This is a genomic window from Streptomyces hainanensis, from assembly GCF_004348415.1.
GTDB classification, from domain to species: domain Bacteria; phylum Actinomycetota; class Actinomycetes; order Streptomycetales; family Streptomycetaceae; genus Streptomyces; species Streptomyces hainanensis.
This window is the reverse complement of record NZ_SMKI01000090.1, coordinates 1-19532: the sequence shown is the minus strand read 5'-3', so window position 1 is coordinate 19532 and position 19532 is coordinate 1. Positions and strand designations below refer to the sequence as shown.

At 71.9% G+C, this 19532-nt stretch carries 19 protein-coding genes; 9 read left to right on the top strand and 10 right to left on the bottom strand.

What is annotated here, in order from left to right:
- Both E1283_RS11115 and E1283_RS11110 read left to right on the top strand, forming a co-directional pair.
- The coding region (locus tag E1283_RS11115) for a C40 family peptidase (protein WP_132817795.1) at nucleotides 1-404 on the top strand (404 nt) is incomplete at its 5' end.
- Nucleotides 405-600: 196 nt separating this feature from the next.
- Nucleotides 601-1326 carry a phosphatase PAP2 family protein gene (locus E1283_RS11110; RefSeq protein ID WP_132817794.1) on the top strand — a complete coding sequence of 242 codons (726 nt, stop codon included), beginning with the start codon at nucleotides 601-603 and terminating at the stop codon, nucleotides 1324-1326.
- 29 nt (nucleotides 1327-1355) lie between these two features.
- On the opposite strand, the gene E1283_RS11105 is transcribed toward E1283_RS11110, so the two are convergent.
- On the bottom strand, nucleotides 1356-1544 hold the full coding sequence (locus E1283_RS11105; protein ID WP_132817793.1) for a hypothetical protein: 189 nt from the start codon (nucleotides 1542-1544) through the stop codon (nucleotides 1356-1358).
- An 82-nt stretch (nucleotides 1545-1626) separates the two neighbouring features.
- Between E1283_RS11105 and E1283_RS11100 the strand changes: the two genes are divergently transcribed.
- On the top strand, nucleotides 1627-2451 hold the full coding sequence (locus E1283_RS11100; RefSeq protein WP_243744759.1) for an SCO4651 family lipoprotein: 825 nt from the start codon (nucleotides 1627-1629) through the stop codon (nucleotides 2449-2451).
- Nucleotides 2452-2467: 16 nt separating this feature from the next.
- Here the strand turns inward: E1283_RS11100 and E1283_RS11095 are convergent, their stop codons facing one another.
- The gene (locus tag E1283_RS11095; protein ID WP_243744758.1) at nucleotides 2468-2824 is read right to left on the bottom strand and encodes a metal-sensitive transcriptional regulator; all 357 of its coding nucleotides are present in this window, start codon (nucleotides 2822-2824) and stop codon (nucleotides 2468-2470) included.
- Between the two features lie 116 nt (nucleotides 2825-2940).
- On the opposite strand from E1283_RS11095, the gene pstS reads away from it, so the two are divergent.
- From pstS to pstB, 4 genes are read left to right on the top strand one after another with little or no spacing between them, the layout of a single operon-like run.
- Nucleotides 2941-4050, top strand: a complete 1110-nt coding sequence (gene pstS / locus E1283_RS11090) for a phosphate ABC transporter substrate-binding protein PstS (protein ID WP_132817792.1) — start codon at nucleotides 2941-2943, stop codon at nucleotides 4048-4050.
- A gap of 19 nt (nucleotides 4051-4069) precedes the next feature.
- Nucleotides 4070-5041, top strand: a complete 972-nt coding sequence (gene pstC / locus E1283_RS11085) for a phosphate ABC transporter permease subunit PstC (RefSeq protein ID WP_243744757.1) — start codon at nucleotides 4070-4072, stop codon at nucleotides 5039-5041.
- A complete protein-coding gene (pstA, locus tag E1283_RS11080; protein WP_132817790.1) occupies nucleotides 5038-6114 on the top strand; it encodes a phosphate ABC transporter permease PstA in 1077 nt (358 codons plus the stop codon). The genes pstC and pstA overlap by 4 nt, the downstream gene beginning before the upstream one ends.
- Nucleotides 6115-6136: 22 nt before the next feature.
- On the top strand, nucleotides 6137-6919 hold the full coding sequence (pstB, locus tag E1283_RS11075; protein ID WP_132817789.1) for a phosphate ABC transporter ATP-binding protein PstB: 783 nt from the start codon (nucleotides 6137-6139) through the stop codon (nucleotides 6917-6919).
- Between the two features lie 47 nt (nucleotides 6920-6966).
- Here the strand turns inward: pstB and E1283_RS11070 are convergent, their stop codons facing one another.
- The 7 genes from E1283_RS11070 to E1283_RS11040 form a co-directional block, all read right to left on the bottom strand.
- Nucleotides 6967-10284: a S8 family peptidase gene (locus tag E1283_RS11070; RefSeq protein ID WP_132817788.1), complete on the bottom strand. Its 3318-nt coding sequence runs from the start codon at nucleotides 10282-10284 to the stop codon at nucleotides 6967-6969.
- A 168-nt stretch (nucleotides 10285-10452) separates the two neighbouring features.
- Nucleotides 10453-13749, bottom strand: a complete 3297-nt coding sequence (locus E1283_RS11065; protein WP_243744756.1) for a S8 family peptidase — start codon at nucleotides 13747-13749, stop codon at nucleotides 10453-10455.
- Between the two features lie 158 nt (nucleotides 13750-13907).
- On the bottom strand, nucleotides 13908-14906 hold the full coding sequence (locus tag E1283_RS11060) for an inorganic phosphate transporter (protein ID WP_132817787.1): 999 nt from the start codon (nucleotides 14904-14906) through the stop codon (nucleotides 13908-13910).
- A 7-nt stretch (nucleotides 14907-14913) separates the two neighbouring features.
- On the bottom strand, nucleotides 14914-15534 hold the full coding sequence (locus E1283_RS11055; protein WP_132817786.1) for a DUF47 domain-containing protein: 621 nt from the start codon (nucleotides 15532-15534) through the stop codon (nucleotides 14914-14916).
- Nucleotides 15535-15617: 83 nt separating this feature from the next.
- Nucleotides 15618-15959: a DUF2516 family protein gene (locus E1283_RS11050; RefSeq protein ID WP_132817785.1), complete on the bottom strand. Its 342-nt coding sequence runs from the start codon at nucleotides 15957-15959 to the stop codon at nucleotides 15618-15620.
- 131 nt (nucleotides 15960-16090) lie between these two features.
- Nucleotides 16091-16564 (bottom strand): hypothetical protein, encoded by a 474-nt coding sequence (locus E1283_RS11045; protein ID WP_132817784.1) that lies wholly within the window; start codon nucleotides 16562-16564, stop codon nucleotides 16091-16093.
- Nucleotides 16561-16971 (bottom strand): helix-turn-helix domain-containing protein, encoded by a 411-nt coding sequence (locus E1283_RS11040; RefSeq protein WP_132817783.1) that lies wholly within the window; start codon nucleotides 16969-16971, stop codon nucleotides 16561-16563. The genes E1283_RS11045 and E1283_RS11040 overlap by 4 nt, the downstream gene beginning before the upstream one ends.
- Before the next feature lie 138 nt (nucleotides 16972-17109).
- On the opposite strand from E1283_RS11040, the gene E1283_RS11035 reads away from it, so the two are divergent.
- Both E1283_RS11035 and E1283_RS11030 read left to right on the top strand, forming a co-directional pair.
- Nucleotides 17110-17679 carry a TetR/AcrR family transcriptional regulator gene (locus E1283_RS11035; protein WP_132817782.1) on the top strand — a complete coding sequence of 190 codons (570 nt, stop codon included), beginning with the start codon at nucleotides 17110-17112 and terminating at the stop codon, nucleotides 17677-17679.
- A 48-nt stretch (nucleotides 17680-17727) separates the two neighbouring features.
- Nucleotides 17728-18921, top strand: a complete 1194-nt coding sequence (locus tag E1283_RS11030) for an SGNH/GDSL hydrolase family protein (protein ID WP_132817781.1) — start codon at nucleotides 17728-17730, stop codon at nucleotides 18919-18921.
- 189 nt (nucleotides 18922-19110) lie between these two features.
- Here the strand turns inward: E1283_RS11030 and E1283_RS11025 are convergent, their stop codons facing one another.
- Nucleotides 19111-19335 (bottom strand): RNA polymerase sigma factor, encoded by a 225-nt coding sequence (locus E1283_RS11025; RefSeq protein WP_132817780.1) that lies wholly within the window; start codon nucleotides 19333-19335, stop codon nucleotides 19111-19113.
- Nucleotides 19336-19532: the final 197 nt, after the last annotated feature.

Below are 19532 nucleotides of genomic sequence, written 5' to 3'. Positions count from 1 at the left end.
GTGGTGGGCTGCCGCCGTTGGAGCAGGCGGCGGGGGCCGTGAACTTCGCGCAGGAGCATCTGGGGACGCCGTACCTGTGGGGCGGGAACGGCACGCCCGAGCACGACGGGCGGTTCGACTGTTCGGGTCTGACGCTGGCGGCCTTCGAGTCGGTCGGGATCGAGCTGCCGCGGGTCGCCAACGACCAGTGGAACTCCGGTCCGCACCCGGCGCGTTCGGAGCTGCTGCCAGGGGACCTGGTGTTCTTCGCGTATGATCTCCAGGATCCACGGAGCATTCACCATGTCGGCATCTATGTCGGCGGCGGGTACATGATCAACGCCCCGTACACGGGCGCCACGATCCGTTTTGACCCGATTGATTCCCAGGATTACTTTGGGGCGACCCGCCCCACGGCAGGGTGACGCCGCCGTCGCGCCGCGTGATGGCCTCGGGCTCAACTGGGCAATCCGTTGCTGTTCGATAACGCTGTGGTGATCTTTCGATGCACCCCGGCACTCTGGGGGATGTAGTTGGCGTTACCTGTACCGGAACAGGGGCTCCTCAGCCCTGTCAGCCTTGACAGGGTCCCCCCACAGCACGAAGGGGCCGCAACGGCACATGGTTGGACTCGATAACCCCGACGTCGAGTTGGACATCCTCTACGAGATCAACGACCTCGCCGGCCGGCTGCCCGGATGGGGCAGGAGCCTCGTCTCGTTCGTCGGCGAGTGGGGCATCCCGGTGGCGCTGGTGCTGCTCGTCGTGGTCGGCTGGCTGCTGGCGCGGCGGCGCCCCGACGCGCCGACGGCGGTGGCAGGGGTCCTGTGGGCGGGCGTGGCGGCCGGTGTGGCACGGCTGGTCAACATCCCGATCGGCGAGTTCGTGGCCCGGCCGAGACCCTTCGTCGACCATCCCGACCTGGACGTTCTGGTGGAGGGCAAGCATGGCTGGTCCTTCGTCAGCGACCACGCGAGCGCGGCCATGGCCATCGCCGTGGCGCTCTTCCTCGTGCACCGGGTCCTCGGCCTGATCGCCTTCGCGCTCGCGCTCACCCAGGGCTTCGCCCGGGTCTTCGTCGCCGTGCACTACCCGACCGACGTCGTCGGCGGCTTCGCCCTCGGCATGGCGGTGGCGCTGCTGCTCGCGCCGCTGGCGATGGCGGCGCTCACGCCGTTGGTGCGGGCCGCGTCGCACACCCGGGTCCTGGGCTGGCTCGCCGCGCCCGAGCGGCCGGCCGCGGTCGGCGTGGTGGCCGGGTCGCCGCCGGCCGGCGGTGGCGGCGGTGGTGCCCCGGACCGGCCGGAGCCACGGCCCGCGGCCTCCGGCTCCGGGCTCGCCGCCTGAGCCGTTCCCCGCAGGTGCCGCGACGCGGGTCAGGAGGGCGCCGCCTCGTGGGCGGCGCCCTCCGACCTGGCCAGTGGCCGGGAGCGGCGGGCGGGCCCGTACCAGCCGCAACTGCACTCCGGGGCCACGAAGGGCCCGCGCTCGTTGAGTGTGACCTGATGCCGCACCAACGCCGGCCCGACGGCCGACGGTTCCTCGTTCTCGCACTGGTCGCGCACGACACCACCGTAACGGCCACCCCCGGGTCTCGTTAGGTCATACGACTCCGAGGCGACCAGGTGCTGGGGGTGTCGGCAGACCATGGGGCAGACACGGGCGACCACCACGGGAATCGCGGCGCGCAGCAGGCTCGCGGGCTGTGTGGGGCTGCTCTCCGCCGTGCTCACGAGCGCCGTCTCCGGCTGCTCGGGCACCGGCGCCGCGGCGGACGGCGCGGCGCGGCGGCAGGCCGCGGAGGCGGTCCGCCAGGTGCCCGAAGTCCTTGCGGAGAGCGGGAGTTCACAGGCCACCACCGACATGCGGATGGCCTCGGGCGGCACGTGGATCACGATTCACGGAGAAGGCGGATTCGACTACGCCGAACGGCGGGGGCTGCTGCGGATCGCGCTGCCGGAGGGCGAGCCGGTCACGGAGGTGTTCGTCGCCGGCGAGCTGTACATGAAGAACCGCGGCGCGGGGGTGCCGTCCGACAAGTGGGTGCGGGTCGACGTCACCACCCTCCCGGACGGCAACGTCGTCACGGGCGGCGCCACCGATCCGATCACCGCCGTCGAGCTGTTGCGCGGCGTCTCCTACGCCGCCGACCTGGGGTTCACCGAGGTCGACGGGGAGACGCTGCGGCACTACCGGGGGGTCACCGACATCGCGGCCGCGGCCGAGGCGGCGCCGGGCGCCGCCGGCGAGCAGCTGGCGGCGGCGGTGGACGGCTTCACGGACACCGAGGTGCCGTTCGACGCCTATCTCGACGACCAGGGGCTGCCGCGCAAGATCCGCCACCAGTTCAGCTTCGCCAGGGGCGGCGAGTCCGTGGACGTGGCGTCCACCGTGCTGCTGTACGACTTCGGCGCCCCGGTGCGGGTGGAGCTGCCGGATCCCGGCCAGGTCTACACCGGCACCATCGAGTAGCGCGCCGGCCGGCGCGTCAGGTCCGCAGCAGGCGGGCGATCGCGGCGGTGGCCTCCTCGACCTTGGCGTCGATCTCCGGGCCGCCCTCCTGGGCGGCGTGCGCCACGCAGTGCCGCAGGTGCTCCTCCAGCAGCTGGAGCGCGAAGGACTGCAGGGCCTTGGTGGAGGCCGAGACCTGGGTGAGTATGTCGATGCAGTAGACGTCCTCGTCGACCATCCGTTGCAGGCCCCGGATCTGGCCCTCGATCCGGCGCAGTCGTTTGAGGTGCGAGTCCTTGTCCTTGCTGTAGCCGTGTGGGCCCACCGGGTGGGTGTCCGGCGCGGTGGCGGCCTCGCCCTGCGTTTCGGCGGATGTCGTGTCGATGGCGGTCATAGTGTTGCCTTCCGGCTCTTATACCCCTGATGGGTATAGCGTAACGAATCGGCGCTGGGCCGTGCCGAGGGGCGGGCAGTAAGGTACGAACGGCCGAGGGAAGGGACTGAGGGAGAGTGAAGCTACGCCTCGGCTCCGCCGCGCTGACGGGCGCGCTGGTCGGTGCGCTGTCCCTCACCGGTTGCGGGTCCGATGACAACTCCGGCATTCCCGGCGCCCTCGACTTCTCGCTCGACGACCTCCACTGCGGCCCCGACGGCACGCTGCTCGCCTCCGGATCCTCGGCCCAGGCCAACGCCATGGAGGTCTGGGTGAACACCTACCAGACCAATTGTGCGGGCAGCCAGGTCAACTACAAGGCCACCGGCTCGGGCGCCGGGGTCCAGGAGTTCCTTCAGGGCAACACGGCCTTCGCGGGCTCCGACACGGCGCTCGACGCCGACGAGATCGAGGAGTCACGCTCCGTGTGCCGGGACGGCGGGCGGGCGCTGAACCTGCCGATAGTCGCGGGGCCGGTCGCCATCGGCTACCACCTGCCGGGCGTCGACGACCTGGTGCTCGACCCGGACACGCTGGCCCGGATCTTCGACTCCCGGATCACCCGCTGGAACGACCCGGCGATCCACCGGCTCAACCCGGACGCCCGGCTGCCGGACGCCCCGATCACCCCCTTCCACCGCTCCGACGGCTCGGGCACCACCGAGAACTTCACCAGCTACCTGCGCGCCGCCGCGCCCGACTCCTGGCCGCACGAGCCGGACAAGGCGTGGGCCGGCCGCGGCGGCCAGGCCGCCGACGGCTCCTCGGGCCTGGTGGGGCAGGTGCAGCAGAACGAGGGCGCGATCGCCTACTTCGAGCTGTCCTTCGCGCACCGCAACGAGATCAGCACCGTCCGCCTCGACACCGGCGCCGAGCGTCCGGTGGCGGCCACCGTGGAGAACGCCGCGGGCGCCGTCGACCGGGCCAGGGTGGTCGGGCGCCACGGCGACCTGGCCCTGGAGTTCGACTACACGGCCCGCGCCGTCGACGTCTACCCGATCGTCCTGGTCACCTACGAGATCGCCTGCGACCGGGGCAACGAACCGGACAGCGTCGGGCTGATCAAGGCGTTCCTCGGCTATGCCGCGAGCGAGGAGGGACAGCGGGCGCTCGCCAGGATCGACTACGCGCCGATCTCGGACCCGATCATCGACCAGGTACGCCGGCGCATCGACGCCATGGCCTGAGCTGAGGAGTCGAGGAAGCGTGGACCCCGCGAACGCCGGCGACGGCACGCGCCCCGGGCGCGACGGCACCGTGCGCCTCGGCGACCGCGTGTTCGGCGGGCTCGCCAAGGGTTCGGGCATCACGCTGCTCCTGATCATGGCGGCGATCGCGGTCTTCCTGACGATCCGCGCGGTCGTCGCGATCAGCCGGGACGAGGGGAACTTCCTCACCACCTTCGAGTGGGACGCCAACAGCCACCCGCCGGTCTTCGGCATCGCGGTCCTGCTGTTCGGCACCGTGGTCAGCTCGCTGATCGCCATAGTGCTCGCGATGCCGGTGGCCGTGGGGATCGCGCTGTTCATCTCGCACTACGCGCCGCGCCGGCTCGCCGCCCCGATCGGCTACCTGGTCGACCTGCTGGCCGCCGTGCCCAGCATCGTCTACGGCCTGTGGGGCGCGCTCTACCTGGTGCCGCGGCTGACCGGCTTCTACGAGTGGCTCGACCATCTCTTCGGCTGGACCGGGATCCTCTCCTACAACGGCACGCCCGCCCGGTCGCTGATGAGCGTCGGCATCCTCCTGGCGATCATGATCCTGCCGATCATCACCAGCGTCACCCGGGAGATCTTCCGGCAGACGCCCCGCGCCCACCAGGAGGCCGCGCTGGCGCTCGGCGCCACCCGCTGGGAGGTGATCACCACCACGGTGCTGCCCTTCGGCCGCTCCGGGATCATCAGCGCCACGATGCTCGGGCTCGGCCGGGCGCTCGGTGAGACGATGGCGGTGGCGACCGTGCTGTCGCCCAGCTTCCTGATCAACGCCAGCCTGTTGGAGTCCGGCGGCGGCACCTTCGCGCAGAACATCGCCAGCCAGTTCAAGGAGGCCACCTCGATGGGCCGGGACGCGCTGATCGCCTCGGGGCTCGTACTGTTCGTGCTGACGCTGCTGGTCAACGGCGCGGCCCGGCTGATCATCGCCCGGCGCCGCGAGTACGCGGGGAACGCGGGATGAGCGGGCAGGCTGTCGCCACCGCCGCCGCGCCGCCCCCGGTGGCCAGGCCGGTGCTCCGTCCGACCAGGGTGCCCCGCTGGGCGCTGGGCGCGGTGCTGGTCGGCTCGCTCTGCTTCGGCATCGGCGTCGGCCTGGTGGCCGAGCTCAGCAGTCGGGTGCAGTGGGGGCTGATCGCCGGCGTGCTGTTCGTCTCGACCACCTTCGCGCTGACCTACGCGATAGAGGGCCGGCGGCTGGCCGTCGACCGGCTGGCGGCGCTGCTGGTGTGGGCCTGCTTCGCGATCGCCGTGCTGCCGCTCGCGGCGCTGGTGTGGGAGACGGTGTCGCGGGGCGTGGCCGGCATCAGCTGGCACTTCCTGACCCACTCGATGAACGGGGTGCTGAGCTGGCAGTCGGGCGGCGGCGTCTACCACGCGCTGCTCGGCACCGTGCAGCAGGTGCTGATCGCCTCGGTGCTGGCCCTCCCGATCGGCCTGCTCACCGCGATCTACCTGGTGGAGTACGGACGCGGCCGGCTGGCGCGGGCGATCACCTTCTTCGTGGACGTCATGACCGGCATCCCGTCGATCGTGGCCGGCCTGTTCGTCCTCAGCCTGTGGATCATGACGCTCGGCTTCGGCTACTCGGGCCTCGCCGGGGCCATGGCGCTCGCCGTGCTGATGATGCCGATCGTGGTGCGGTCCACCGAGGAGATGCTGAAGCTGGTGCCCGAGGAGCTGCGCGAGGCGTCGCTGGCGCTCGGGGTGCCGAAGTGGCGCACCATCCTGAAGGTGGTGCTGCCCACCGCGATCGGCGGCATCACCACCGGGGTGATGCTGGCGCTGGCCAGGATCGCCGGCGAGACCGCGCCGATCATCCTGCTGGTCTTCGGCAACGCGATGATCAACGCCAACCCGTTCGAGGGGGCGCAGTCCTCGCTGCCGCTCTACGTCTACGAGCAGTGGGGGGCCGGCACCGCGTCGTCCTACGACCGGGCCTGGGCAGCGGCGCTGGTGCTGATCGCCTTCGTGATGGTGCTGAACCTGGCGGCCAGGGCCGTGGCACGCTGGAAGGCACCCAGGACGGATCGCTGAGCGGAAGGGAGAGGTCGCGCGGATGGCGAAACGTATCGACGTCAGCGGGCTGACCGCGTACTACGGCGCCCACAAGGCGATCGAGGACATCACGCTGCACGTGGAGCCGCAGGCCGTGACGGCCTTCATCGGCCCGTCGGGCTGCGGGAAGTCCACGTTCCTGCGCACCCTCAACCGGATGCACGAGGTGACGCCGGGCGGCCGGGTCGAGGGGAAGGTGCTGCTCGACAACGAGGACCTGTACGGTCCTGGCGTCGACCCGGTGGCGGTGCGGCGCACCATCGGCATGGTGTTCCAGCGGCCGAACCCGTTCCCCACCATGTCGGTCTACGAGAACGTGGCGTCCGGGCTCCGGCTCTACGGGGGCCGGCGGATGCGGAAGTCCGAGCTGGACGCCGTGGTGGAGAAGAACCTGCGCGACGCCAACCTGTGGAACGAGGTGAAGGACCGGCTGCACAAGCCGGGCTCCGGGCTCTCCGGCGGTCAGCAGCAGCGGCTGTGCATCGCCCGGGCCACGGCGGTGTCGCCGGACGTGCTGCTGATGGACGAGCCGTGCTCGGCGCTCGACCCGATCTCCACGCTGGCCATCGAGGACCTGATCTCCAAGCTCAAGGCCTCGTACACGATCGTGATCGTCACCCACAACATGCAGCAGGCGGCGCGGGTCTCGGACCGGACGGCGTTCTTCAACCTGGCGGAGGTGGGGGACCCCGGCCGGCTGATCGAGGTCGACGCGACGGCGAAGATATTCTCCAACCCCTCCGTGTCGGCCACCGAGGACTACATCTCCGGCCGTTTCGGCTGAGACCGGTGGCCCGGCCCGCCACTCGGTAGCGGGCCGGGCGTGGTCGGCTACGTGGTGCGGTAGGCGTCGATGATGGTCTGGGTGGTGGTGTTGCCCTGGCCGTCGACGGCCTCGGCGTGGAAGGAGACGCTGGAGCCGGCGTCCGGGTTGGTGACGGTGACGGCGCCGTTCTCGACGGGGGTCTCGGTCCAGGTCTCGCCGCCGTCGTAGGAGACGGAGACGGTGAGCGAGCCGAGGTTGTCGCCGGCGGCGGAGCCCTGCACGGTCACCGGCACCTGGACGGTGTCACCGCCGGGGGCCGTGTTCTCCAGCGTCAGCTCCGGGGTGAACCGGACGGCGCTGACCGGAACCTCGGCGATCTCGCCCTCGCCCGGGTTGGCCGAGGTGAAGGTGTAGGACGAGGTGACCTCGGTGGACGAGACGGCGCCGGTGCCGGCCCGGCTGGCGGTGGTGACCAGCTCGTACTCGGCCTCCTCGGCGGGCAGTTCGAAGACCACGAAGTCGAGGTAGTCGGTGGATGTCGCGTACTCCTCGCCGTTCCGGTAGAGGGTGGTCGAGGCCGAGTCCACGGTGCTGAAGCCGCTGTTCCCCGCCGAGTCGCCGAACAGGTTGACGGTGCCGTAGAGCGCGTCGCCCTCCCGCCGCAGGCCGCCGTCCGCGCCGATGGCCGGGCCGAAGACGCCCACGTTGAGCGTCGACTCGTAGCTCTCGCCGGCCTGGTACGCGCGCGGCGCCGACATGTACTGGACGGCGGCGGCGAACGTCTCCGGGTCCGTCTGCCAGACTTCCTGGCGCCACTCGCCGGCCGTCGCCTGGACGAACACCTCGCGGGTGCGGGGCAGTTCCTGCCAGGGGGCGTCACTGAAGGGCACCGTCGTCGGCCAGGTGAGCAGGATGCCGGGGACCCCGGGCAGCGTGGAGCCGGCGCGGGTGGTGATCCGGGCCAGCTCCTCCTGGGGCACCTGGACGTCGAGCCCGGTGAACAGCTCGCCCTCCCTGGTCTCCGCCAGCTGGTACTCGCGGTCGTCCACGCTCCACACCGTGTTGGCGAAGGAGGACACGTCGTAGCCCTCCGGCGCGTCGCCGAACTGGGCGGTGCCCACGCCGTTCGGCTGGGCGCCGGTCATCAGGTAGGAGGCGATGCCGTAGTCCGCCGACTCCATCACCTCGATGCCGACGTTCAGTCGGGTGAGCTCGGCCGCCTCGTCGGGGCCGGTCAGCGACACGGGCTCGGCCCGGGACGCGTCGAGATCGACGGTGGTGTCCTCGGTCAGCGTCAGCGAGGGCTGGACCAGCAGGTCGAGCCCGGTGACGTCGTCGCTCCCCGGCTCGGCGTCGGAGACGACACCGTCGACCAGGTACTCACCCTCGGGCAGCCGCACCGTGTCGGAGCCGTCCTCGCCCGGGGTGAACCAGAAGATGTCGCCGGTCTCCAGGTTGGCGACGCTGCCCTCCCAGAAGCCGGTGGCCGCGCCGTCCCGGTCGAGCCCCTGGACGGTCAGGTCGAACTTCTCCTCCTCGCGGAGGACGGAGCCCGAGGTCCTGACGGTCTGGTCGCCGCCGGTGGCGGTGATCCACAGGGTGTAGGCGCCGTACTGGTCGCCGGCCGCGGTGTTGGCGGTGACGGGGACGGTGGCGGTGCCGCCGGCGGGGATGGTGACCTGGTCAGCGCCGAGGGCGAAGACGCCCTCGGGGGCGGCGGAGCCGTCGGGGGCCAGGGCCTGGACGGTGAGGTCGAGGGTGGTGTCCTGGTCGCCGAGGTTGCGGTAGGTCAGTTCCTCGGTGATCGGTTCCGCGTCGTCGTGGGGGAAGGGCACGATGCCGAAGTTCACCGAGGCCGTCTCGGCGATGACGGTCTGGGCGAGTGCGGCGGGGATGTCGATGCGTCCGGTGCCCTGCTGCATCGGGGTGTAGCCGTCGAGTTGTCGGGTGGAGGCGGTGAGGGCGGCCTTGAGTTGTTCGCCGGTCCAGTCGGGGTGGGCCTGGGCGAGGATGGCGGCGGCGCCGGCGACGTGGGGGGTGGCCATGGAGGTGCCGGAGATCGCGGTGTAGCCGTCGGCGACGGGGGTGCCGTCGGCCTCGATGATGCTGCCTGGTGAGGCGGCGGCGCCGATGTCGACGCCGGGGGCGGTGACGTCGGGCTTGACGGCGGCGTCGCGGAGTCGGCCGCCGACGGAGGAGAAGTCCGCCAGCTGGTCCTGCTTGTCGACGGCCCCCACGGTCAGCGCGGCCTCGGCGGTGCCGGGGGAACCTATGGTGTTCTGGCCGGGGCCGTCGTTGCCGGCGGCGATCACGAACAGCGCGTCCGACTCGGCCGACAGCGTGTTGACCGCGTCCTCCAGCGGGTCGACCTCGCTGCCGGCGTAGCCGCCGAGCGACATGCTCACGACGTCGGCGCCCTGTTCGACCGCCCACTCCATGCCGGCGATGATGCCGGAGTCCCAGCCGGAGCCGTAGTCGTCGAGCACCTTGCCGTCGAGGAGGCGGGCGCCCGGCGCGACACCGGTGTAGGTGCCGCCCGAGTGGGCGCCGGTGCCGGCGGCGGTGGAGGCGACGTGGGTGCCGTGACCGTGGCGGTCCTCCGAGTCCGGCGAGTCGGAGAAGTTCTCCGTGGCGATCACCTGCGGGGCGACGTCCTCGTGTTGGGAGCTGATCCCGGTGTCCAGGATGGCGATGGTGGTGCCCTCGCCGTCGAAGCCGGCCTCCCATGCCTCGGGGGCGCCGATCTGCGGGACGCTGGTGTCGAGCGTCGCCTGGACGTGGCCGTCCAGCGCGATCGACTCGATCCGCGGCGCGGCCGCGAGCCGCTGGGCCTCGCCGGTCGGCTCGGTCAGCGTGTTCCACAGGCCCGCGAGCTCGCCCTCCTCGACGACCAACGCCTCGCCGTTGACGGCGTCGAGCGTCGTCGCCTCGTCGTCCTGGGCACTGAGCAGGTTGGCCTGCCGCTCGCCGGTGTAGGTGACGATGACGCCCAGGCCGCCGCGCTCCCGGTAGGGCTCGCGGCTGAGCTCGGTGACGTTGAACAGCCGTCGGTCCAGGGTGCCGTCGGCTATCAGCCGCTGGGCGTCGGCCGGGATGACGTGGGTGGCGCCGTCGATGGTCAGCGCCCGGACCGGGACGTTCTCCCGGCCCTCGGCGCGGATCAGGCCGGTGACCTCGCCCTCGGCGTCCACGAGGACCCGGTCACCCGTGATCAGCGCGATCCGCGCACCGCCCCGGCTCTGCTCGGCCACCCGGCCGGACGCGCCGCCGGACGAGCCGTCCGACGCCGTGGCCGACGTCATGGCCCCGCTGGTCAGGGCGGCGGCGACGGCTGCGCACGCGGCGACGGCGGCGGTGCGCGATCGCTGTGTTCGCTTCCTCAACTGTTCCCCTCCATAGGTGGGTTGGGGCTCCGGTGGCCCTCGTTGAAGGAGAGGCGTCGGGGGGCGGGAAATGTTGAGCGGCGAGTTGTGTGGGTTCTGCGCGTGACCAGAAAAGGCGCCGGCCCGCCGCCGCTGGTGTGCGGCGACGGGCCGGGCGCGGGGTGGGAATCAGGTGGTGCGGTAGGCGTCGATGAGGGTCTGGGTGGTGGTGTTGCCCTGGCCGTCGACGGCTTCGGCGTGGAAGGAGACGGTGGAGCCGGCGGCCGGGTTGGTGACGGTGACGGCGCCGTCCTCGACCGGGGTTTCGGTCCAGGTCTGGCCGCCGTCGTAGGAGACCGAGACGGTGAGCGAGCCGAGGTTGTCGCCGGCGCCCGAACCCTGCACGGTCACCGGCACCTGGACGGTCTCACCGCCGGGGGCGGTCGAGTCGAGGGCCAGTTCCGGGCTGAACCGGATGGCGCTGGCGGGGAGTTGCACCTGCTCGTCCTCGCCGGGGTCGGCCGAGGTGAAGGTGTAGGAGGCGGTGACCTCGGTGGTCACCGAGGCGCCGATCCCGTCCCGGCTGGCGGTGGTGACCAGCTCGTACTCGGCCTCCTCGGCGGGGAGCTGGAAGCCCACCCAGTCGAGGTAGTCGTCGGCCGTCGCGTACTCCTCGCCGTTCCGGTAGAGGGTGGTCGAGGCGGAGTCGAACAGGCTGTCACCGGTGTGGCCGGCGCCGTCGGCGAACGGGTTGACGACGCCGAACAGCTCGTTCCCGAAGCGGTACAGGCCCTGGCCCTCGTTGATCGCCGGGCCGAAGACACCCACGTTGAAGGTGGCCTCGTAGGTCTCGCCGGCCTCGTAGTCGACCGGGCCGGACCAGTAGTTGGCGTCGATGTTCTCCTCGGGGTCGATCTGCCAGAACTCCTGGGTCCAGGGGCCGGCCGCCGCCTGCACGAACACCTCGGTGGTGCGGGGCAGTTGCACCGGATAGGCGGTGGAGAACCCGCCCGCCGGCACGTTGAACAGGTAGGCGTTCCGGTCCGGCAGCGAGGCGCCCTGGTGGGTGGTGATCCGGGCGAGCTCGTAGGAGCTGACCCGCTTGCGCAGCCCGGTGTAGTACGAGCCGTCGCGGCGGTCCGCCAGGTAGTACTCGCGGTCGTCGTTCACCCAGTTGGTGGTGGCGGTGGCTGAGAACGTGACATCGTCCGGGACGTCGCCGACCTGCGCGGTGCGGAACTCGTTCCCCAGCGTGCCGCCCGTCCACGCCGAGGAGAGGCCGTAGTCCCCGGCCGTGATGTCGTAGTAGGTGCTCACGTCGGTCTGCTCGGCCGCGTAGTCCGGGCCGGTCAGCTGGATGGGCCTGGCGTCGTTCGCGTCCAGGGTGACCGTGGTGTCCTCGGTCAGTTCGACGCCGGGACGCAGCAGCACGTCGACGCCGGTCAGCTCCTCGCCGCCGACGTAGACGCTGGTTTCCGTGAGGTAGCGGCCCTCGGGCAGCCGGATCGTGGCGGTGCCGTCCTCCCCGCCGGACAGGAAGGTGAACTCGTCGCCGTCGAGGCCGAACAGCAGGCTGTCCCAGTCGGCGGTGGGCTGGCCGTCACGGCCGGTGACCTCGATGGTGAGGTCGAACTTCTCCTCCTCGCGGAGGACGGAGCCCGAGGTCCTGACGGTCTCTTCGCCGCCGGTGGCGGTGACGTGCAGCGTGTACGCGCCGAACTGGTCGCCGGCCGCGGTGGAGGCGGTGACGGGGACGGTGGCGGTGCCGCCGGCGGGGATGGTGACCTGGTCGGCGCCGAGGGTGAACAGGCCCTCGGGTGCGGCGGAGCCGTCGGGGGCGCGGCCCTCGACGGTCAGGTCCAGGGTGATGTCCTCGTCGCCGAGGTTGCGGTAGGTCAGCTCCTCGGTGACGGGCTCGGCCTCCTCGTGCGGGAAGGGCACGATGCCGAAGTTCACCGACGGCGTCTCGGCGATCACGGTCTGGGCGAGGGCCGCCGGGACGTCGATGCGCCCGGTGCCCTGCTGGTTCGCCGTGTAGTCGCCCGTCGAGACGGCGGAGCCGGTGAGCGCGGCCTTGATCTGCTCGCCGGTCCAGTCCGGGTGGGCCTGCGCCAGGATGGCGGCGGCGCCCGCGACGTGCGGGGTGGCCATCGAGGTGCCGGAGATCGCGACATAGCCGTCGGCCACCGGGGTGCCCTCGGCCTCGATGACGCTGCCCGGCGCGGCGGCCGCGCCGATGTCGACGCCGGGTGCGGTGACGTCGGGCTTGACGGCGGCGTCGCGGAGCCGGCCGCCGACGGAGGAGAAGTCCGCCAGCTGGTCCTGCTTGTCGACGGCCCCCACGGTTAGTGCCGCGTCGGCGGTGCCGGGGGAACCGAGGGAGTTCTCCGACGGGCCGCTGTTGCCGGCCGCGATCACGAACAGGGCGTCGGACTCGGCGGAGAGGGCGTCGACGGCCGCCTCCATCGGGTCGACCTCCAGCGACTCCCCACCGCCCAGCGACATGTTGATGATGTCGGCGCCCTGCTCGACCGCCCACTCCATGCCGGCGATGATGCCGGAGTCCCAACCGCCGCCCGAGTCGTCGAGCACCTTGCCGTCGAGGAGCCGGGCGCCGGGCGCCACGCCCGTGTAGGTGCCGCCCGAGTGCGCGCCGGTGCCGGCGGCGATGGAGGCGACGTGGGTGCCGTGACCGAAGTGGTCGTCGGTGTCGGACGCGTCGGAGAAGTTCTGCTCCGCGATCACCCGCGGGGTGACGTCCTCGTGGTCGTCCGAGATGCCGGTGTCGAGCACCGCGATGGTGATGCCCTCGCCGTTGAAGCCGGCCTCCCATGCCTCGGGGGCGCCGATCTGCGGGACGCTGGTGTCGAGCGTCGCCTGGACGTGGCCGTCCAGCGCGATCGACTCGATCCGCGGCTCCGCGGCCAGTCGCTGGGTGTCGCCGGTCGGCTCGGTCAGCGTGTTCCACAGGCCGGCGAGCTCGTCGTCGGCCACGGTCAGTGCCTCGCCGTTGATGGCGTCGAGCGTCGTCGCCTCGTCGTCCTGGGCGCTCAGCAGGTTGGCCTGCCGCTCGCCGCTGTAGGTGACGATGACGCCGAGACCGCCACGCTCCCGGTAGGGCTCGCGGCTCAGTTCGGTGACGTTGAACAGCTGGCGGTCGAGTGTGCCGTCGGCTATCAGCCCCTGCACGTCGGCCGGCAGTACGTGGGTGGCGCCCTCGATCTCGAGCACCCGGACGGGGATGTTCTCCCGGCCCTCGGCGCGGATCAGGCCGGTGACCTCGCCTTCGGCGTCGACGACGACCTGGTCACCCGTGATCAGCGCGATCCGCTCACCGCCCTGGCCCTGCTCGGCCACCCGGCCGAACGTGCCGCCGGACGGCCCGTCCGACGCCGTGGCCGGCGCCGTTAACCCCCCGGTCAGGGCGGCGGCCACCGCCGCGCTGGCGATGACGGCAGCACGGGATCGCTGCGTTCGCTTCCTCAACTGGCCCCCTTGCTAGATGAGTTCAGGGGCCTTGGAGTGGCCCCCGATGTAAGACGTGGCTAAGGGGCCGGAATGCTGTCAGAGGAATCGTGAGGAAGTTGCGGCGATTGCGTGCGCGAGCGTCATGGCCTCGACGCACCCGGTCCGGCCCGGCGGGCTCAGCCCAGCAGCGCCTGCGTCACCGTGTAGACCAGGGCGGCGCCCAGGCCCGCCGCCGGCATCGTGATGAACCAGCTGGCCACGATGTCCCGCGCCACCCGCCACCGCACCGCGCTGATCCGCCGGGTGGCGCCCACGCCCATGATCGCCGAGGAGATCACCTGGGTCGTGGAGACGGGCGCGTTGAAGATGTAGGAGGCGGAGTACAGCACCGAGGCGGCCGTGGACTCGGCGGCGAAGCCGCGGGGCGGGTCGAGCTCGATGATCCGGCGGCCCAGCGTGCGCATGATCCGCCAGCCGCCGACGTAGGTGCCGAGCGAGAGCATGCCGGCGCAGGCCAGCTTGACCCAGGTGGGGATGCCGTCCGCCTCGTCCTGCACGTCCGCGATCACCAGCGCGAGCACCACCACGCCCATCGCCTTCTGCGCGTCCTGGAGGCCGTGGCCGAGCGCCATGCCGGCCGCCGAGACGGTCTGGGCCATCCGGAAGCCGCGGTGCGCCCGGCGCGGGTTGGCCTTCCTGAACAGCCAGAGGGTGGCCACCATCACCAGGTAGCCGAGCACCAGGCCGATCAGCGGCGAGACGAACATCGGGAGGATGACCTTGGTGAGGACTCCGTCCCAGTGCACGGCCGAGGCGGCCGCGAGCGCGGCGCCGATCATGCCGCCGAAGAGCGCGTTGGAGGACGACGAGGGCAGCCCGAGGTACCAGGTCACCATGTTCCAGCCGATGGCCCCGAGCAGGGCCGCGAACAGGATGGCCATCCCGCCGTCGCCGGTGGGGGTGTCGATGATGCCCTCGCTGACCGTCCTGGCGACGCCGCTGCCGAGGAAGGCGCCCGCCAGGTTCATCAGCGCGGCCATGCCCAGCGCCACGCGGGGGGTCAGGGCGCGGGTGGAGATGGAGGTGGCGATGGCGTTCGCCGAGTCGTGGAACCCGTTGGTGTAGGTGAAGAGGAGCGCCGTACAGACGACGACTATGAGGCCGAACGTGTCCACGGTGGGATCAGGACTCCTTGACCACGATCGTCTCCACCGTGTTGGCCACCGTCTCGAAGGCGTCCGCGGCCTCTTCCAGCACGTCCACGACCTGCTTCAGCTTCATTACCTCTATGGCCTCGTAGGAGCCGCTGAAGAGGTGGGCGAGCAGCTTGCGGTGGACCCGGTCGGCCTGGTTCTCCAGGCGGTTGACCTCGATCCAGTACTCGCTGAGCTGCTCCATGGTGCGCAGCCGGGGCATCGCCTCCGCGGTGAGCTCGGCGGCCCGGTTCAGCACCTCGATCTGTTCCTCGACGCCCCTGGGCAGCTCGTCGATCTCGTAGAGGACGACCAGGTCGACGGCCTCCTCCATGAAGTCCATGATGTCGTCGAGGGTGGAGGCAAGCCGGTACACGTCCTCGCGGTCGAAGGGCGTGATGAAGGACGAGTTCAGCTGGTGCAGGATGGCGTGCGTCGCGTCGTCCCCGGCGTGTTCGGCGGCGCGCATCCGTTCGGCGATCTCGACGCGCGTAGCGGCGTCGGCACCCAGGAGCTCCATGAGCAGCTTCGAACCGCTCAGAACGTTGTCGGCGGCCATGGCGAACAGTTCGTAGAAGCTGGTCTCCCTGGGGGTCAGGCGAAATCGCACTACGGTTCCTCTGGCGTTCATCGACGGGTGTCCCCGCTGATGCTAGAGGCAGATTCCGGCCACGGCCACGTGGGGTGGAAGGGTCAGCGATTTCCGTTATAAGGCCCGTACGGACCGTCGCTGCTGCTCCAGCCGCCACCGTGGCCGCGACCGCGGCCGGTGACCGCCTGCAGGGCCGGCCGGACGTCCACCAGGTACACGATGGTGGCCACGGTGCCCGCGAGCACCAGGAGCATCATCGGCAGCACCAGCTGCGCGGCCACCGTGATGCCGAGGACGATCAACCAGAACGGCTTGGTCTGCTTGCCGGCCGCCCGGTAGGCGTCCTCCCGCTGGAGTGCGGCGTGCACCAGCGCGAAGACACTGAGCAGCAGCAGCCCGAGGAAGATGAAGCTGATCACTGAGCTGAAGCCTGACAGGAGCATGCTGTCCTCCACCAAGTCGTCAACGCCGAGGGTTACCGTCCACGGTACTGGGCCGGGGCCCGCGCGGGTAATGGTCGCGGGGGCCCCCGACCGGCCCGTGGCGTCGGTGCCACGGGCCTCGGTCGGTCTTCTCAGTCCTTCGGCGGGGTCTTCTTGACCGTCGTCCTGCGGGCGCCCGGCTTGCGCTGCCTCGGTACCTCGGCGGTGGGCTCGGCGTCGGGCTCCGCCTCGGCGGACGCCGCCGGCTCGCGCACCGGCTCCGGCTCGGTGACCGGCACCTGCTCGGCGCGCTCGACCGTCACCTCGGGCTCGTCCTCGCCCGCGGCACGGCGGCGGTCCACCACGGTGCGGCCGCGCTCGGCCAGGACGTCGTAGGTCTCGCGGGCCCGCACCGCGTACTCGAGGGCGATGCCCACGCCCTGCATCGCCGCGTGCTGGGCCTGCTCGCGCAGCTTCGGCAGCCGCTCGGGCGCCTGCTCGCGCAGCCGCTCGAAGGTGGCCGGCAGCTCGCGCAGCTTCTGCGCGGCCAGGTCGGCGGTGCCGGCGGCCACGTAGAGCGGGGTGGAGTTGGAGAGGGTCTTCCGGAGGTCGTCCGTGATGGTCATCGAGGGTTCTCCTTGTGCGTGCGTTCCTGGTGCGTGGCTGCCTGCTGGTGCTCCCGCCGGAACGAGTCGTAGATCTGGAGCAGCGCCTGCTTCTGGAGCTCGTCGAGGTGCGGATCCGCCCGCACCGCCTCCCGCACGCCGGCGGCGGGCCGGTCGCCCTCCGCGTCGTCCTGGGCGCGCTCGTCGAGGATCCCGGCCTGGACGTAGAGCGTCTCGGCGGAGATGCGCAGACCCTTGGCGATCTGCTGGAGGATCTCCGCGCTCGGCTTGCGCAGCCCGCGCTCGATCTGGCTGAGGTACGGGTTCGACACCCCGGCCGCCTCGGCCAGCTGCCGCAGGGACAGCCGTGCCTGCCGACGCTGCTCCCGCAGGAACTCGCCGAGGTTGCCGACGCCGAGTGAAGCCATGCCACCAGCGTGCCGCACCTTGCTAACTATTGCAAGCGCCCTGCTTGCGGCAGCTATCCAGGGCGGTCGGGCCGGGCTTGCCTAAAGGTGTTAGGTAGCTGCATAATCGCTTTCGGCAGATGGGAAAGGGGTTATGGCATGGCGAGGGCAGGGTTGACCGCCGAGCGCCTCACGCGGGCGGGCGCGGAGCTCGCCGACGAGGTGGGCTTCGACCAGGTGACGGTCTCGGCGCTCGCCAGGCGGTTCGACGTCAGGGTCGCGAGCCTCTACTCCCATCTGCGGAACTCCCAGGACCTCAGGACCCGGATCGCCCTGCTCGCCCTGGCGGAGCTGGCCGACCGGGCCGCCGAGGCCCTGGCCGGGCGGTCGGGCAAGGACGCCCTGATCGCCTTCGCCCACGTCTACCGCGACTACGCCAGGGAGCATCCGGGCCGATACGCCGCCGCCCGGCTGCGGCTCGACCCGGAGACGGCGGCCGCCAGCGCCGGCGTCCGGCACGCGCGGATGACGCGGGCGATCCTGCGCGGCTACGACCTTCCCGAGCCGGACGAGACGCACGCGGTCCGGCTGCTGGGCAGCGTCTTCCACGGCTACGTCAGCCTGGAGCTCGCCGGCGGCTTCGACCACAGCGCCCCCGACCCGGCGGAGAGCTGGTCCCGGGCGCTGGACGCGCTCGACGCCCTGCTGCGGAACTGGCCCGCGCCCTGAACGGCAATCGACAGATCGACAGATCGACAGATCGACAGGCTGAGAACGATGCACAGTGCGGAGCACCACCACCTGATCACCACCCCCGTCACCGCCGACCTGCTGCGCGGCGCCCTCGACCTGGAGCGCACCGCGCGCGGCCTGCTGCCGCACCGGCTGCCACCCGCGGCCCGCGCGCGGTCCGCCGACCCGCAGCTCGCCATGGCCGAGTCCCAGCCGTCGGGCGTCCGCCTCGCGCTCCGAACCCGGGCGACCGTCGTCGAGCTGGACACGCTGCCCACCCGGCGGAGCTATCTCGGCGCCCCACCCCGCCCGGCGGGCCGCTACGACCTGCTCGTCGACGGCCTGCCGGCCGGCCAGGCCGCCGTGGCCACCGGCGGCGACACCCTCACCGTCGACCTGGCCACCGGCACCACCGAGCACCGGGAGGGGCCGGCCGTCACCCTCCGCTTCGCCGACCTGCCCGCCCGGCCCAAGGACGTCGAGATCTGGCTGCCGCACAACGAGACCACCGAGCTCGTCGCGCTGCGCACCGACGCCCCCGTCGAGCCGGTGCCGGACCGGGGCCGGAAGGTGTGGCTGCACCACGGCAGCTCGATCAGCCAGGGCTCCGACGCCGCGAGCCCCACCACCACCTGGCCCGCGCTCGCCGCCTCGCTCGGCGGCGTGGAGCTGATCAACCTCGGCTTCGGCGGCGGCGCCCTGCTCGACCCGTTCACCGCCCGCGCGATGCGCGACACCCCGGCCGACCTGATCAGCGTCAAGATCGGCATCAACCTCGTCAACGCCGACCTGATGCGGCTGCGCGCCCTCGGCCCCGCCGTGCACGGCTTCCTGGACACCATCAGGGACGGCCACCCCACCACGCCGCTGCTGGTCGTCTCCCCGCTGTACTGCCCGATCCACGAGGACACCCCGGGTCCCGCCGCCTTCGACCTCGGCGCCCTCGCCGAGGGCCGGCTGCGGTTCCAGGCCACCGGCGACCCGGCCGAGCGCGCCGCCGGGAAACTGACCCTCACCGCCATCCGGGAGGAGCTGGCCCGCGTCGTGCGGCAGCGGTCCGCCGAGGACCCGCACCTGTGGCTCCTCGACGGCCGCGAGCTCTACGGCGAGGCCGACCACGCCGAACTGCCGCTGCCCGACGCGCTCCACCCGGACGCCGCCACCCACCGGCGCATCGGCGAGCGCTTCGCCGCGCTGGCCCTCGCCGCCGGCGGGCCGCTCGCGGCGCGCGACGCCTGACGCCCGCCGCCGGCCGTCGCGCAGCCGCGGCAGGGCGCGGTGGCGAGCCAGCGCGCCGCCGCCGCGCCGCAGGCGGCGGCCCACGACAGGCCGACCGCGATCAGGCCGGCCGGCACCGGCCTGGCCGGCTCCTCGTGGTGGTCGTGCCGGCTCATGTCCGGTGTCCCCCTTCGGTGAGGACGTCCCGCATTACGCGACGCGCGCGGGAGAGGCGGCTCTTGACGGTGCGGTCGGCATGTCGAGCACGTCGGCGCAGGCGGCGCGGGACAGGTCCGCCACGTGGACGAGGATCGACACCTCGCGCTCGCGCGGCGGGAGTTCGGCCAGACCGGCCCGGATCTCCAACCGGTCGACGACCGCGCCGGGGCCGCCGCCGCCGTCGTCGTCGGCCCCGGCCTCCGCGACCTCACACACCCTCCCCGCACATCTCTTTGCACACCTGCCGGTCACCCCCGTCAGTCGGGCTCCGGGTGGAAAAGGTTCACGGACCCGGCGGGTTTCCGCGGCGCGCGGTGGGCGGTCCCGGCGCGCCGGACGGCGCGAGGTAGCTTGCTGTCATCTGGTTGTTCATCTCGCCGACGCCGGCGGGACATCGGCACAGAGGTGGCGGG